Here is a 14,994-nt window from a genome sequence, read left to right on the forward strand (position 1 = left end):
AGAACCCTTGCGGCACAGTCATGTTCGGGCTAACCGCCTCGAACCACGCAGCACCTGCGATCGAGGCCCGATGGCGGAGTGGTTACGCACCGGATTGCAAATCCGTTTACGCCGGTTCGATTCCGGCTCGGGCCTCCATTACACCGTTCGCTGACGTCCGAATACGTTCGCTAAACGGCTGTTTTCTGCGGGTTTTTATGATAAAATCGACCGTGAGGGTCCGGGTTTTGCCACCCCTATCCGGCCTATTTGATGCGCGATGGCCTCTATCTCATGGTTGAGCAGGCGAAGCTCGGCAAGATCGCCAAGTCGATTGCCCCCACGAACGCCTTCCGGTCGGTCGCGCAGGAACGGCTCGAAAAGATCAAGAACGATTTACTCATGGCGGCCAAACCCTGCGCGTATTTGCTCACGGCTGGGTGCGGCCCTGCTTCGCCGGATTTGTTGCCAGCGTGGGACGAGCTCGCCCGATAGGGAGCAACTTCAACCGTGCCCTTAAGCGGTAGAAATGCCCTTCGAGGCAAAAGGGAGCTCATAAAACTCACAATTGCCTTGAATCTCCCTTGAGCGCCGCGCACTACGCAGCGCGATGCGGATTGCGATCGTCGATGAAAGCGCCACCCGCGCGGCGGTGATCCGCGAAGGGCTCGCCACGTTGGAAGATTGTGAGATCTTCGTGGTGACCGAACGGCGCGGCCTCGTCGCCCGCATCGGCGAGATCGCGCCCGACATCGTGCTGATGGATCTCGGAAACCCCTCGCGCGATGTGCTGGAGGAATACTTCGCCGTCAGCCGCGTGCTGGGTCGCCCGATCGCGATGTTCGTCGATGAAAGCGACGCTGAATCAATCGCCGCCTCGGTCGATGCAGGCGTCTCGTCCTATGTCGTCGATGGCCTTGCTCCGCACCGCATCCGCTCGATCCTCGATCTTGCCGTGCGCCGCTTCCACGCCTTTGCCCGGCTCCAGTCGGACCTTGCCGAGGCCAAGGGCAAACTGGCCGACCGTGAAGTCGTCGACAAGGCCAAGCGGATATTGATGGACAGCCGCGGCTTCACCGAACCGCAGGCCTATACCGAACTGCGCAAGACGGCGATGAATCAGGGCAAGCGCATTGCCGACATCGCCGAGGCGGTCGTCACCGCACACCAATTGATGGGAGGGAAGTGATGCCGCCAGGAAAGACTCATGGCGAACTCACCATCGGCTTTCTTCCCCTGGTCGATGCCTGTCTGCCAATTCTCGCGCGCGAACACGGCTTTGCCGAGAACGAAGGCCTGAGCCTGCGGCTCGTGCGTGACATGAGTTGGGCCACGGTGCTCGACCGCCTGCTTTATGGCCACAGCGACGCTGCGCACATGGTTGCTCCGCTGGCCATCGCCACCACTTTGGGGCGCGGACGTCCGGCACAGTCGTTGTCGGTGCCCTTCGTCCTCGGTCTCAATGGCAATGCCGTGACCATGCGACCCGATCTGGCGCGAGAAGTGAACCCGGCAGGCGGGCTGGGCGATCCGGCAACAGTCGGCGCGGCGCTGAAGACCTGTCTCGCAACGCTTGGCCGTCCGCTGCGTTTCGGTGTCGTCCACCGCTATTCCAGCCACAATTACATGCTGCGCTACTGGCTCGCTGCTTGCGGAATCCGGCCCGACGTCGATGTGGAAATTACCACGGTGGCGCCGCCGTTTTGCGCAGATGCGCTGGAATCCGGCGAGGTTGACGTAATTTGCGTGGGCGAGCCCTGGAACAGTGTGGCGGTAGAGCGCGGAGCAGGCGAGATCGTTTTGGCGACGGCGCAGATCTGGCGTCGGGGCGTGGAAAAGGTCCTCGCCTTTCGAGAACCGGTCATGGAAGAGCGGCGCGGCGATGTTGAGGCGCTGGTGCGTGCCTTGCGCAAAGCGGGCGAACATTTCGTTGATCCGGCGAATCACGATGTCAACGCGGCGATTCTCGCGCGGCCTGAATATCTCGATGGCAATGCAGGGCTCATCCGACGGGCAATTTCGGACCAGTTGCTTCTGGCACGCGGCGGCGAAGTGCTGAAATACCCCGACTTCATGTTCCAGCACCGTGAAGCGGCGAACTTCCCCTGGGTAAGTCAAGCAGAGTGGCTTTACAGCCAGATGGTGCGTTGGGATGGGGCGGGCTACGATGCCGATGAAGCGCGTCTTGCCGCCCGCGTGTTCCGTCCAGATGTATACCGCAGCGCACTATTGGGCACAAACGATCCGCTGCCGGGGGCCAGTTCGAAGGTGGAAGGAAGCCTTGCGGGGCCGACTTCCGTGTCGATGCAGCAGGGCCTTATAACTTTGGAAAATAACAGCTTTTTTGACAGAAAGGTGTTCGACCCAAGCCACCTCGCCGAGTACGTGAAAATGCAGGCGCGAGACTAAAATTCTGCTGCGGTGCAAAAAGCGCTTGCTCAACCGGGGGGGAATCACATAGCTTTGGTTCCAGCAGATGAAGCGCTGTCCAAAGTTGGGCGGGATTTGGCTTCACTCCGCTTTCAGTTTCATTGCGTGGCAACGTCGCCGCCCAGACCTCCCCATCGGGATGCGTTCGGGCGGCTTTTTTGTTGTTTGCGCCGAGCAAGGGGTGGTTCGGATGAGTGGACGTTGGAGCATGAATCGTCAGGGCATGATCGCAGCACTGCTGGCGGGGATCGCTGTGGCGAGCTGCGGCAAGAGCGCGGACACAGCTGAAAAGCCAGTCGCTTCGGCCAACGGTATCGAAAAGCCCGTATTGAAGCTGGGCTTCATCAAGCTGACCGATATCGCCCCGCTGGTCGTGGCGCAGGAAAAGGGCTTCTTCCGCGAGGAAGGCCTGACGGTGACGCTTGAACCGCAAGCCAACTGGAAAGTGCTTCTCGATGGCGTGACCGGCGGCCAACTGGACGGCGCGCACATGCTGGCGGGCCAGGTGCTGGCTGCGAGCGCCGGGATCGGCAGCAAGGTGCCGCTGGTGACGCCGTTCTCGCTCGACATCAACGGCAAGGGCGTGACCGTCTCCAATCAGGTGTGGGACATGATCGCGCCGACCCTGCCCAAGGGCTCGGACGGCAAGGTCCAGATGCCGATATCGGCCGCCGCGCTCAAGCCTGTCGTCGCCAAGTTCAAGGCCGAGGGCAAGCCGTTCAAGATGGGCATGGTGTTCCCCGTCTCCACGCACAACTACGTCCTGCGCTACTGGCTCGCAGCAGGCGGGCTGAACCCCGGGTACTACCTTCCGGCTGACACCGCTGGCGTGACCGGCGCAGACGTGCAGCTTTCGGTCACCCCGCCGCCGCAGATGCCCGCCACGATGGAAGCGGGCACGATCAATGGCTATTCGGTGGGCGAACCATGGAACCAAGCATCGGTCGCCAAGAAGATCGGTGTGCCGGTCATCGTCGATCCCGACATTGCTGGGACCACGGGCGACAAGGTGTTCGGTCTGACCGCAGACTTCGCCAAGAAGAACCCGAACACGGTCAAGGCGCTTACTCGCGCGCTGATCCGCGCGTCGATGTGGCTCGATGCCGAGGGTGGCAAGAACCGGCCTGAAGCGGTCAAGCTGCTGGCCAGTTCCAAGTATGTCGGTGCCGATGAAAAGGTGCTGATGGCCTCGATGACCGGCAAGTTCACCTTCGGCGCCGGAGACACGCGCAATACGCCCGAGTTCAACCTGTTCTTCGATCAACAGGCCAGTTATCCGTTCTATTCCGACGGTATCTGGTATCTGACGCAGATGCGGCGCTGGGGCCAGATCGCCGAAGACAAGACAGACCAGTGGTATCTCGACACGGTAAAGTCGGTCTATCGCCCGGACTTGTACGAAGCCGCCGCCCAGTCGCTCGTCGCCGACGGCAAGGCCAGCGCCGATCAGTTCCCGAAGACCGACGGCTTCCGCGTCTATACCCGCAAGGCAATCGATGGCGTGCCATTCGATGCGCACAAGCCTGCAGCTTATGCCGCCGGGTTCACCATCGGATTGAAGCCGGGCCAGAAGGTTACGCCTGCGGGCGTCAAGTAAGACAGGACGTTAGGCCCATGAACGCCGTTCCACTTCGCAAGGACGAGTTCCTCCCAATCGCAGCGTCGGACAAGGAGGAGAGCATGTCTCTCCTCCCCACTCCCGAGGGAACCCCCGTGACCACTTCCCTGAAACTTCCGTTCGGCATCAAGTTGCCCGCGGGCCGAACGGTGTTTGAACAGCTGTGGCCTCCGCTGGTCGGGATCGGTGGGTTCGTGCTGCTCTGGGCACTGCTCGCGCCACTGGTGAAGACCTCTCTCGGCACCCTGCCGGGGCCGGGCGATGTATGGACTGCATTCGGCGGTTTGATGGAAGAGAATGCGGCGGCGCGTGTGGCCGAAGGCGAGTCGATTGCTTCGGGATACGGCTACACCGGGCCGCCGACATTCGTGGACCAGATTTTTACGTCGCTCGAAACAGTCGCTGCAGGTTTTGTCCTGGCAAGCATCGTTGCGGTCCCGCTGGGGCTTGTTGCGGGCATGTCGAAACGTGTGAATGCCGCGATCAACCCGATCGTTCAGGTGATGCGCCCGGTCAGTCCGCTCGCCTGGCTGCCGATCGTGACGATGGTCGTTTCGGCGTCGGTTACCAGCGATGATCCGACGTTGGCCAAGAGCTTTATCATCTCGGCCGTCGTCGTGATGCTGTGTTCGCTATGGCCCACGCTGATCAACACCGCGATCGGCACGGCAAGCATCGACAAGGACCTTATCGCTGTGGGTCGGGTGCTTCGTCTGGGGTGGTTTGCGCGGCTAACCCGGCTCGTCCTGCCTTCGTCGCTGCCCTATATCTTTACCGGCATGCGCCTGTCCTTGGGTACCGGCTGGATGGTACTGATCGCGGCGGAAATGCTCGCGCAGAACCCGGGCCTTGGCAAGTTCGTGTGGGATGAGTTCCAGAACGGTTCCGAAAAGTCGCTGGCCCGGATCATGGTGGCGGTCGTGGTGATCGGCCTGATCGGCTTTGCTCTCGATCGCGTGATGATGGCCCTGCAGGCTTTCGTCAGCCGCAACCGCAACGTCTGAAGGAGGTCCACGCCATGGCCACGATCCTTTCGCTCAAGAACTTGCGCAAAAGCTATACCGGCAAAGCTGGGGGCACGACCGAAGTTCTTGGCGGTATCGACCTCGATGTCGAGGAGGGCGAGTTCATCGCGATCCTCGGATTTTCCGGAGCGGGCAAGACCACGCTGATCTCGGCTGTCGCTGGCTTGGTGGAACCCGATGCGGGCGAAATGTTGCTGCACGGACAGCCCATCACCGGCCCGGACAAGGATCGCGGCCTCGTCTTCCAGTCCTACTCGCTGTTCCCATGGCTGACGGTCGAGCAGAATGTCGCGCTGGCGGTGGACTCTGTGCACAAGGATCGCAGCAAACAGGCCCGCGCTGATCTGGTTCGCCAGAAAGTGCAATTGGTCGGTCTTGGCCATGCGATGGACCGCAAGCCCGCGCAGCTTTCAGGCGGGATGCGCCAGCGCGTTTCGGTGGCGCGCGCCTTGGCGATGGAGCCGGAAATCCTGCTGCTGGACGAGCCGCTCTCGGCGCTCGATGCCCTCACCCGCGCCAAGCTGCAGGACGAGATCGACCGCATCCGCGAAGAGGAAAAGCGCACGATCATCCTTGTCACCAACGATGTGGATGAGGCGCTGTTGCTGGCAGACCGGGTGGCGGTGCTGACGCCTGCGCCCTCCGCCCGCATCGGGCGGATCTTCCCCGTCACCTTGCCGCGTCCGCGCGATCGCGAAGCGGTGAACGACAGCCTGGCGTTTCAATCGCTGCGCACAGAAATCGTCAATTACCTCGGCGGCCTGGCAGGCGAAAAGGCGGCGAAGGGCAGCGAGTACGGCAGCTTGCCCAATGTTACGCCACTCGATCTTGCACCGCCCCCCAAGGCTTATCAGGACGCCGCACGCAAGGGCGCGACGCGGCGCTACATGGAGTTCTGGAAGCTTAACAAGATATACCCCACGCCCAAGGGTCCGCTGACCGTGGTCGAGGACTTCAACCTGATGATGGACAAGGGCGAGTTCGTCTCGCTGATCGGCCACTCGGGCTGCGGCAAATCGACCGTGCTGACGATGGCAGCAGGCCTCAACGCGATCAGCAAGGGCGGTATCATCCTCGATAACCGCGAGATCGACGTGGCCGGGCCGGACAAGGCGGTGGTGTTCCAGGCACCCAGCCTGATGCCGTGGCTGACCGCGCGGCAGAACGTGGCGCTGGGGGTTGAGCGGGTTTATCCGCACGCAACGCGCGCTGAACGCCGTGAAATCGTGGACTACTATCTCGACCGCGTTGGTCTTGCCGATGCGATGGACAAGATGGCAGCGGAAATGTCGAACGGCATGCGCCAGCGCGTTGGCATCGCGCGCGCCTTTGCGCTTAGCCCGCGCTTGCTGCTGCTCGATGAACCGTTCGGCATGCTCGACAGCCTGACCCGGTGGGACCTGCAGGACGTGCTGGTCGAGGTGTGGAACCGCACCAAGGTGACCGCGATCATGGTCACGCACGACGTGGATGAAGCCATCCTGCTGGCGGACCGCGTGGTGATGATGACCAATGGCCCAAATGCCACCATCGGCAAGGTCCTGAAGATCGATCTGCCGCGTCCGCGCGACCGCAAGGCTTTGCTGCGGCATCCGGATTTCTACGCCTACCGGCAGGAGGTTTTGCGCTTCCTCGCCGAATACGATCACGGACCGACCGACAAGGCGGCCTGACGCAAATTTGAGGATGCCTGATCGGCCTCAGGGGTCAATTCAGGAGGGAAAACATGAAGACACGTATTCTGGCGGCGGCGCTGCTCGCGTCGCCGGTCGCACTCGCGCATCCTGCTTTTGCAGCGGACAAGCCGTTCGGCGCGCCGGTTCCGGTGAGCGAGGACATCACGTTCGATCCGATCATCGACGCGCGCCTGCGTTATGAAGCGGTGGATCAGCCGACGCTCGATGCCGACGCTGTGACCGTCAGGCTGCGTGCAGGCTTCGAGGTCAAGCATGCCCCTTCACACCTGTCGTTCCTGGTCGAGGCAGAAGGCACGCTGGGTATCCAGAACGACTACAATGCATTTCCGTTCGCGGTGCCTGGCTCGGCGCAACGCCGTCCCGGATTTTCGGTGGTTCCCGATCCCGAAAGCATCGATCTCAACCGGCTGCAGGTGCAGTACCGGACCAAGGCCTTTGCGCTGACAGTCGGGCGCCAGCGGATCAATCTGGATGACCAGCGCTTTGTCGGCTCGGTCGGCTGGCGGCAGAACGAGCAGACCTTCGATGCCGTGCGCGCCGAAGCGGCTTTCGGCCCGGTCACTCTCGACGGCACTTATGCGATCCAGCAGGATTCGATCTTCGGTTCCGAGGCCGGGCCACGCCGGAGCATGGACGGCGACTTCGTGTTTCTGGGGGCAAGCGCGAAAGTGGGGCCATTGACCGCCAAGGCGTTCTCCTACCTGCTCGATTATGACGAGGCTTTTGCCTTTGCCAGTTCCTCGCAGACCTATGGCGGGCGCATCGTGGGCAGCGTGCCGCTTTCGAAAGCGGTGAAGCTGAACATGCTGGCAAGCTACGCCCGCCAGTCCGGCTTCGGATCGAACCCTGTAGCGTTCGAGGCGGACTACGTGGCAGGCGAACTGGGTCTTGCCGCCAAGGGCTTTACCCTGACGGGCGGCTACGAAAAGCTGGGCGCGGCGCGGACGCCCGGCAAATCGTTCCAGACACCGCTGGCCACGCTGCACAAGTTCAATGGCTGGGCCGATCTGTTCCTGACCACGCCCGCAGCTGGGCTCGAGGACACATACGCCTCGCTCGCCAAGGTGTTTCCCAAGGTCAAGGCACTGCCGGGCCTCAACGCGACCGTCGTATATCATGAATTCCGCAGCGACCGTGGCAGCATCAAGTACGGCACGGAATGGGATGCCAGCCTGGGCTTCAAGGTCAGCAATGTCGGCATGCTGCTGAAGTACGCCGATTACAATGCCAAGGCATTCGGCGCGGACAAAAGCATCCTGTGGCTACAGGCGGAAGTTGCGTTCTGATCGCTCCTTCGTGCTGCACTGCAAAATAAAACTTGCAGTGCAGCCGCCGAATCGGTTAGCCAAGTGAACGAAGGTCTTTGCGCCGCCCAGTGTCGGGTGGATTGTCGCAAGGCCTGACAAATCAACTTTGCGTGGCAACGTCGCCGCCCAGACCTTCCCAATCGGGATGCGTTCGGGCGGCTTTTTTGTGTCGCGCGTCTGGCAAGGAAAAGTCCAAGTGAACGCGCCCACAACATTGATGGAAGAGGACCGGTCCGCCAGCGTGCGTCCCCACTTGCGCGAACGCCTCGTGGTGATCGGCAACGGCATGGCCGGATGCCGCGCGGTCGAAGAAATCCTGGCCCGCGACCCCAACCGGTTCGATGTAACGATCTTCGGTGCCGAGCCGCGCGTGAACTACAATCGCATCATGCTCTCGCCGGTGCTGTCTGGTGAAAAGGCGTTCGAAGACATCATCATCAACGGCGACGATTGGTACGCCGAAAACGCGATCACGCTCGTTGCTGGCGATCCCGTTGTTTCGATCGACCGCGCCACGAAAACCGTCGTGGCAAAGTCAGGTCGCGTTGAGCCCTACGACCGCCTGCTGATCGCCACCGGTTCCGATCCGTTCATCATTCCGGTGCCGGGCAAGGACCTGGCAGGCGTGGTCACTTTCCGCGATCTGGATGATGTCGACAAGATGCTGAGCGCCGCCGAAAAGGGCGGCAGCGCAGTGGTGATCGGCGGTGGCCTGCTCGGGCTTGAGGCAGCGCATGGCCTCTCGCTTCGCGGCATGAAGGTCGCCGTCGTTCACCTGATGCCGACGCTGATGGAGCGTCAACTCGACGAAGCCGCGGGCTACCTGCTCAAGACCGAACTGGAGCGGCGCGGCCAGACCATCGTGACAGGCGGCGACACTGCCGAAATCGTCGGGCGCGATGGCCATGTTTCGGCGGTGCGCCTCAAGGATGGGCGTGAATTCGCCGCCGACATCGTGGTCATGGCCGTGGGTATCCGTCCCGGCACCACGCTTGCCAGGGCGGCGGGCCTTGAGGTCGAGCGCGGCATCGTCGTGGACGATCACATGGTCACCAGCGATCCTGCGGTCATGGCGGTGGGCGAATGCGTCCAGCATCGCGGTAACTGCTACGGCCTTGTCGCACCGCTGTGGGACATGTGCCGCGCGCTGGCCGATCAAGCCTGCGAACAGCCTTCAGGCTACGAAGGGTCGGTGACTTCTACCAAGCTGAAGGTATCAGGCATCGACCTGTTCTCGGCAGGCGACTTTTCCGGCGGTGACGGTGCGGAAGACATCGTCATGCGCGATGCTTCGCGCGGGCTGTACAAACGCGTGGTGGTCAGGGACAACAAGCTAGTCGGCGCGGTGCTCTATGGCGATACCGCTGATGGGTCGTGGTACTTCGATCTCCTGCGCAAGGGCGAGGATATTTCCGACATTCGAGAGGCGCTGATCTTCGGCCAGGCTTTCGCTTCCGGGGGCGCCTTGCTGGACCCTAATGCCGCCGTTGCAGCACTTTCAGACGACGCAGAAATCTGCGGCTGCAACGGCGTTACCAAGGGCAAGGTCGTTGCCACGATCAACGGGGGCGCATGCAGCCTCGATGCGGTGCGCAGCACCTGCAAGGCTTCGGCCAGCTGCGGCAGCTGCACCGGGCTTGTCGAAAGCCTGCTGGCGTCGACGCTTGGCGGTGCGGTTCAGTCCGGCCCCAAGACGATGTGCAAATGCACCAGCTTCAGCCATGACGATGTGCGCCGCCTGATCCTCGAGAAAGATCTGCGCGCGATCCCGCAGGTCTTGCAGGAACTGCACTGGACCACGCCCGATGGCTGCTCATCATGCCGTCCCGCCCTCAATTACTATCTGCTCTGCGCGTGGCCGGGCGAATATGTCGACGATCAGAAAAGCCGCTTCGTGAACGAGCGGATGCACGCCAACATTCAGAAAGACGGCACTTATTCGGTGGTCCCGCGCATGTGGGGTGGGCTCACCAACCCCAGGGAATTGCGCGCGATCGCAGATGTGGTCGAAAAATACAACGCGCCGATGGTTAAGGTCACCGGCGGTCAGCGGCTCGACATTTTCGGGATCAAGAAAGAGGACCTTCCCGCCGTATGGGCCGACCTCAACGCGGCCGGAATGGTCTCGGGCCACGCTTACGGCAAGTCACTGCGTACGGTGAAGACGTGCGTCGGGTCCGAATGGTGCCGCTTCGGCACGCAGGACTCGACCGGGCTTGGCGTGAAGCTGGAACGGATGACCTGGGGGTCATGGATGCCGCACAAGTTCAAGATCGCAGTCAGCGGCTGCCCGCGCAACTGCGCGGAAGCCACGATCAAGGACTTCGGCGTCGTCTGCGTGGATTCAGGCTACGAACTGCACGTTGGCGGCAACGGCGGGATCAAGGTCCGCGCGACCGATTTTCTGTGCAAGGTAATCACTGAAGACGAAGCAATGGAACTCTGTGCTGCGTTCATTCAGCTCTATCGCGAACAGGCGCATTACCTTGAACGAACCGCACCGTGGATCGAGCGCGTCGGACTTGATCATATCAAAGCCGGACTGTTTGATCAGCCTGACACGGTAAAGCGTCTCGCGGCCAGATTCCGGTATTCCCAGACCTTCTGTCAGGATGATCCGTGGGCACAGCGCGTTGCAGGTGAGGATGCCGATTTGCACCAGCATATGGCGCAAGTTCGTCCGCTTCAATTGGAGGCCGCACAATGATCGGCGATTGGCTCGATATCGGTCCGGTAGACCAGATCACACCCGGCACTGCGCGCACTTTGCCCGTGCTGGGCGGCGATGAAATCGCGGTGTTCCGCACGCAGGCCAATGAATTCTACGCGCTGATCAACAAGTGCCCCCACAAGCAGGGGCCGCTTTCGCAGGGGATCGTTCACGGCAATGTCGTGGCGTGTCCGCTCCACAACTGGAACATCTCGCTGAAGACCGGAGAAGCGTTGGGCGAGGACAAAGGTTGCGTGCCGACGATCCCGCTGCGGGTGGACGCCGGGCGGATTTACCTGTTGCGCTCCGCCGTTGTGGGCAAGCGCGCGGCGTGAAAGAGGTCCGTACCACTTGCGCCTATTGCGGGGTCGGCTGCGGCATTCGCGCCACGGTGACGGGGGCACGGTCGGTCACGATCAAGGGTGATGCGGTCCATCCCGCCAACTTTGGCAAGTTGTGTTCCAAGGGCACGCACCTTGGCGAAACGGTAGGCCTGGAAGGGCGGTTGCTGCACCCGATGCTGGGCGATCAGCAAGTCAGCTGGGATACTGCGCTTGAGGCCGTCGCGGATAAAATGCGCGATTGCATCGAACGCCACGGGCCGGACAGCGTGGCGTTCTACGTCTCGGGGCAACTGCTGACCGAAGACTACTATGCTGCCAACAAGCTTATGAAGGGCTTCGTCGGCAGCGCCAACATTGATACCAATTCACGCCTGTGCATGGCCAGCGCCGTGGCAGCACATACCAGAGCCTTTGGCGAAGACATCGTGCCCGTCACATATGACGATCTCGACGAGGCGGACCTGATCCTGCTGGTGGGCTCGAATACCGCATGGTGTCACCCTGTGATCTGGCAGCGGATCGAAGCAGCACGTGAAGCGCGTGGCACGAAGATCGTGGTGATCGATCCGCGCCGGACCGAAACTGCCGAACAAGCAGACTTGCACGTGCCCGTCCTGCCCGATGGCGACGTGGCTTTGTTCGGTGCGCTGCTGGACGACATGGTCCGGCGAGGGCTGGCGCCAGGCGATGATCACTCCAGCGAGCATGGTGTGTCGCCTGACGTTTTCGCCGCTCTGGCCGACATCGTGGCTGAAAATCCGCGCATGGTTACGGTTTTCTCGATGGGCGCAAACCAGTCAGTTGCGGGCACCGACAAGGGCAACGCCATCATCAACCTGCATATCGCCACAGGCCGCATCAACGCGCCGGGCATGGGACCATTTTCGATGACCGGACAGCCCAATGCGATGGGTGGGCGCGAGGTGGGCGGGCTTGCCAACATGCTGGCATGCCATCTCGGATTTTCGAACGCAGAGCGCACCGATGTCGCTGCATTCTGGCAGACCGATCGACTGAGCGCCGCGCCGGGACTCAAGGCCGTAGACATGTTCCGTGCCGTGCACGAAGGCCGCATCAAGTTCCTGTGGGTGATGGCCACGAACCCGGCCGTATCGATGCCCGACGCGGGCTTTGTGCGCGAGGCACTGGCGCGGTGTGAAACAGTGGTCGTGTCCGATGTCATCGCAGATACCGATACCGCCAGGTTTGCGCACATCCGCCTGCCCGCGCTCGGCTGGGGTGAAAAGGACGGGACGGTTACGAATTCCGAACGTCGGATCAGTCGCCAGCGCGCGCTGTTCGCCGCACCCGGAGAAGCGCGCGCCGACTGGTCCATCATCGCCGATGTGGCCGCACGACTGGGCCACGGCGATGCTTTTGCGTGGCAGTCTGCGGCAGGCGTGTTTCGCGAATATGCTGCAATGACTGCGCTTGCGGTAAAGCACGGAAAAGTGCTCAACCTTACGGCCAAGGCCGCAGTTTCCGACGCCGAATATGAGGCAATGGAGCCGTTTATCTGGGGTGGCCGTCATCCGATGGCGGGGCGCGAGATGCGGCACGTTTCGGTGGAAGCGCGCAAGCGCGCGTTCGATCCCGATTTCCCTCTGCGGCTGAACACCGGACGCTATCGCGATCAGTGGCACACCATGACGCGCACCGGCCTGGCGCCAACTTTGTCGCAGCATCGGCGCGAGCCATTGCTCGAAGTGCATCCCGCCGATGCGGTGGCAGCGGGCGTCGTACATGGCGCTTTGGCGATGGTGATGACCGCCAGTGGCCAATCGACTTTCCGCGTCTGTGTCACCGATGCACAGGCGCGGGGCCAGGCGTTCGTACCAATGCATTGGACCGATGCGATGGCTAGCGGAGGCCGCGGCAATCTCCTGCTCGATCAGGCTGTCGATCCCATATCGGGCCAACCCGGCTTCAAGGACAATGCCTGCCGAATAGCGCCGGTGCCAAGCGAATGGCGCGCATTCCTGGTGAGCGCAGAGGCCGTGACGCCGTCCGGTCTGGTGTGGTGGAGCCGATCACGCGTCGCAGGTGGTTGGTTGCACGAACTGGCGGGCAATGGCGCGGTGGATGCCGAGGCTTTGTTGCCTCATGGCGACCGGGTGGAAGCGGTTGATCTGGTGCGCGGCATGCGGCGCGTGGCCGTGCTTGATGGCGACGGCGCGTTTGCTGCCGGGCTTTACGTCACGCGCGGCGGGCAATTGCCGGACCGCGATTGGATCGCCGGCCAGTTAGGCAGTGCTCTCTTGCCGGTGCCAGAAATGCTCGCCGCCCGGCCCAGCACACCTGCGCCTGATCGCGGTGCAATGGTCTGCGTGTGTCACGGCATCGGCGCAAACCAGATCTTGGCTGCGATTGAGAGCGGCGCGGGCACCGTCGCTGCAGTTGGCCAAGCGTGCGCGGCCGGCACCAATTGCGGGTCCTGCCGACCGGCTATCGCCCGACTGCTGCGCACATCGAACGAAGAACTGACGGAGATGGCACAATGACCGATTTCCCCGCAGGCATGGTCTGGCTGGTTGGCGCAGGTCCGGGCGACCCCGAACTTCTGACGCGCAAGGCCGAACGACTGATCCGCACCGCCACGGTGGTCTTTCACGACGCTCTGGTCGGTCCCGAAGTGCTCGACATGGTGCCGCAAGCCGCGCGCCTGGTTCATGTTGGCAAGCGCTCGGGGCGGCATTCGAAAGATCAGCGAACGATCGACCGGATGATCGTTGACGCAGCACTGCGTGGCGAACGCGTGGTGCGGCTGAAGGGCGGTGATCCCTCGATCTTCGGCCGTGCGACCGAGGAGCTTGAGGCCTGTCGTCTGGCGGGTGTACCGGTGAAAGTATGTCCCGGCGTAACGGCGGCCAGCGCAGCGGCTGCAAGCATGGGCCTGTCGCTCACCCTGCGCGGGCTGGCGCGAAAGCTGGTGTTTGTGACGGCGCATGCGCGTGCTGGCGAGGAACTGGACCTCGATTGGCAGGCCTTGGCTGATCCCGATGCGACGTTGGCTATCTACATGGGCAAAGCGGCGGCAGGGACAATCTCTCGCAGTTTGATACGGGCAGGATTGGCGCCTGAGACGCCCGTCACTCTGGTCGAATCTGCGAGCTTGCCGCAGGAACGCCAATTCCATTCACGGCTCGACCTGCTGCCACTCGCGGCGCGCACCGCGCTGGGCGAAGGCCCTGCGCTGCTGTTGATTGGCAGAGCCATGCAGCGTGCAGCGCCTGCTGGAGAATATCCCCCGCCTAAACACGTTCGACAGAAGCAATATGCCAAGCTGGCCGATCAAAGCGCCAAGGCTGTTTAGAGCGACCAGACCGCCAATGGCCTGAACGAAGGGCAAATATACGAGGTCTCGCCAAGACAGTTTCCATTTCAGATCATTGCGACCTACGTGCCAAGAGTTGCACGCCCTGTTTCAAGGATTGTCATGTCACCCGTCCGCGCAGCAAGTTTCGCCCGTATCGCCTTGGGTCATGTGACACGTCCTTATCCACACAAGGCCGACCATGTCATGGCAGCAGAAACGGATGGCTACAGTCTGCAGCAAATGCATCCCATCTTTTTCGGCAGCTACGACTGGCATAGCTGCGTCCATGGCTATTGGCTGCTCGCCCGCATCCGACAGCTATACCCCGAGCTGCCGGAGGCTTCGGCGATTGACGCGTTGTTCGCCGATGCCTTTACCTCTGACAAGGTGGAGGCAGAGCGCGCATATCTGGATCGTCCAGCAGCGCGCACATTTGAGCGGCCCTATGGCTGGGCTTGGTTGTTGATGCTGCATGGACTTGTAACGGTTTTGCGCCGGTCACCTGAGCGTTTTAAGCTCGCAGCAGGAGATCGACGAGATGATCAAGCATACTGAAGAGTTCAAGCAG

The 14,994-nt window shown here is 62.0% G+C and carries 12 protein-coding genes and 1 tRNA gene; all 13 read left to right on the forward strand.

Features of this window, described 5'->3' with window-relative positions:
• Nucleotides 1-64 precede the first annotated feature (64 nt).
• The 13 genes from GGQ88_RS17515 to GGQ88_RS17575 all read left to right on the forward strand — a co-directional run bounded on the left by GGQ88_RS17515 (nucleotide 65) and on the right by GGQ88_RS17575 (nucleotide 14,981).
• Nucleotides 65-138 (forward strand) — tRNA-Cys (locus GGQ88_RS17515).
• A gap of 114 nt (nucleotides 139-252) precedes the next feature.
• Nucleotides 253-474, forward strand: coding sequence for a hypothetical protein (locus tag GGQ88_RS17520; protein WP_183614759.1), 222 nt, complete (start codon nucleotides 253-255; stop codon nucleotides 472-474).
• Nucleotides 475-589: 115 nt separating this feature from the next.
• Complete coding sequence (locus tag GGQ88_RS17525; RefSeq protein ID WP_183614760.1) at nucleotides 590-1,168, forward strand: ANTAR domain-containing response regulator; 579 nt, start codon at nucleotides 590-592, stop codon at nucleotides 1,166-1,168.
• Nucleotides 1,168-2,388 carry an ABC transporter substrate-binding protein gene (locus GGQ88_RS17530; protein ID WP_183614761.1) on the forward strand — a complete coding sequence of 407 codons (1,221 nt, stop codon included), beginning with the start codon at nucleotides 1,168-1,170 and terminating at the stop codon, nucleotides 2,386-2,388. Before GGQ88_RS17525 ends, GGQ88_RS17530 begins: the two co-directional genes overlap by 1 nt.
• Nucleotides 2,389-2,599: 211 nt before the next feature.
• Nucleotides 2,600-4,006: a CmpA/NrtA family ABC transporter substrate-binding protein gene (locus tag GGQ88_RS17535; protein WP_183614762.1), complete on the forward strand. Its 1,407-nt coding sequence runs from the start codon at nucleotides 2,600-2,602 to the stop codon at nucleotides 4,004-4,006.
• Between the two features lie 116 nt (nucleotides 4,007-4,122).
• Nucleotides 4,123-5,031, forward strand: coding sequence for an ABC transporter permease (locus GGQ88_RS17540; protein ID WP_343057269.1), 909 nt, complete (start codon nucleotides 4,123-4,125; stop codon nucleotides 5,029-5,031).
• A gap of 14 nt (nucleotides 5,032-5,045) precedes the next feature.
• Nucleotides 5,046-6,725 (forward strand): ABC transporter ATP-binding protein, encoded by a 1,680-nt coding sequence (locus tag GGQ88_RS17545; protein ID WP_183614764.1) that lies wholly within the window; start codon nucleotides 5,046-5,048, stop codon nucleotides 6,723-6,725.
• 53 nt (nucleotides 6,726-6,778) lie between these two features.
• Nucleotides 6,779-8,035: an alginate export family protein gene (locus GGQ88_RS17550; protein WP_183614765.1), complete on the forward strand. Its 1,257-nt coding sequence runs from the start codon at nucleotides 6,779-6,781 to the stop codon at nucleotides 8,033-8,035.
• A 238-nt stretch (nucleotides 8,036-8,273) separates the two neighbouring features.
• Entirely contained in the window at nucleotides 8,274-10,763 is a 2,490-nt protein-coding gene (gene nirB / locus GGQ88_RS17555) for a nitrite reductase large subunit NirB (protein ID WP_183614782.1), read from the forward strand.
• A complete protein-coding gene (gene nirD, locus GGQ88_RS17560) occupies nucleotides 10,760-11,101 on the forward strand; it encodes a nitrite reductase small subunit NirD (protein WP_183614766.1) in 342 nt (113 codons plus the stop codon). Before nirB ends, nirD begins: the two co-directional genes overlap by 4 nt.
• Nucleotides 11,098-13,611, forward strand: a complete 2,514-nt coding sequence (locus GGQ88_RS17565) for a molybdopterin-dependent oxidoreductase (RefSeq protein WP_183614767.1) — start codon at nucleotides 11,098-11,100, stop codon at nucleotides 13,609-13,611. Before nirD ends, GGQ88_RS17565 begins: the two co-directional genes overlap by 4 nt.
• Nucleotides 13,608-14,423 (forward strand): uroporphyrinogen-III C-methyltransferase, encoded by an 816-nt coding sequence (gene cobA, locus GGQ88_RS17570; protein WP_183614768.1) that lies wholly within the window; start codon nucleotides 13,608-13,610, stop codon nucleotides 14,421-14,423. Before GGQ88_RS17565 ends, cobA begins: the two co-directional genes overlap by 4 nt.
• A gap of 123 nt (nucleotides 14,424-14,546) precedes the next feature.
• Nucleotides 14,547-14,981: a DUF2891 family protein gene (locus GGQ88_RS17575; protein ID WP_183614769.1), complete on the forward strand. Its 435-nt coding sequence runs from the start codon at nucleotides 14,547-14,549 to the stop codon at nucleotides 14,979-14,981.
• Nucleotides 14,982-14,994 lie beyond the last annotated feature (13 nt).

Origin of the sequence: Novosphingobium hassiacum, assembly GCF_014196055.1 — a bacterium.
Classification (GTDB): domain Bacteria; phylum Pseudomonadota; class Alphaproteobacteria; order Sphingomonadales; family Sphingomonadaceae; genus Novosphingobium; species Novosphingobium hassiacum.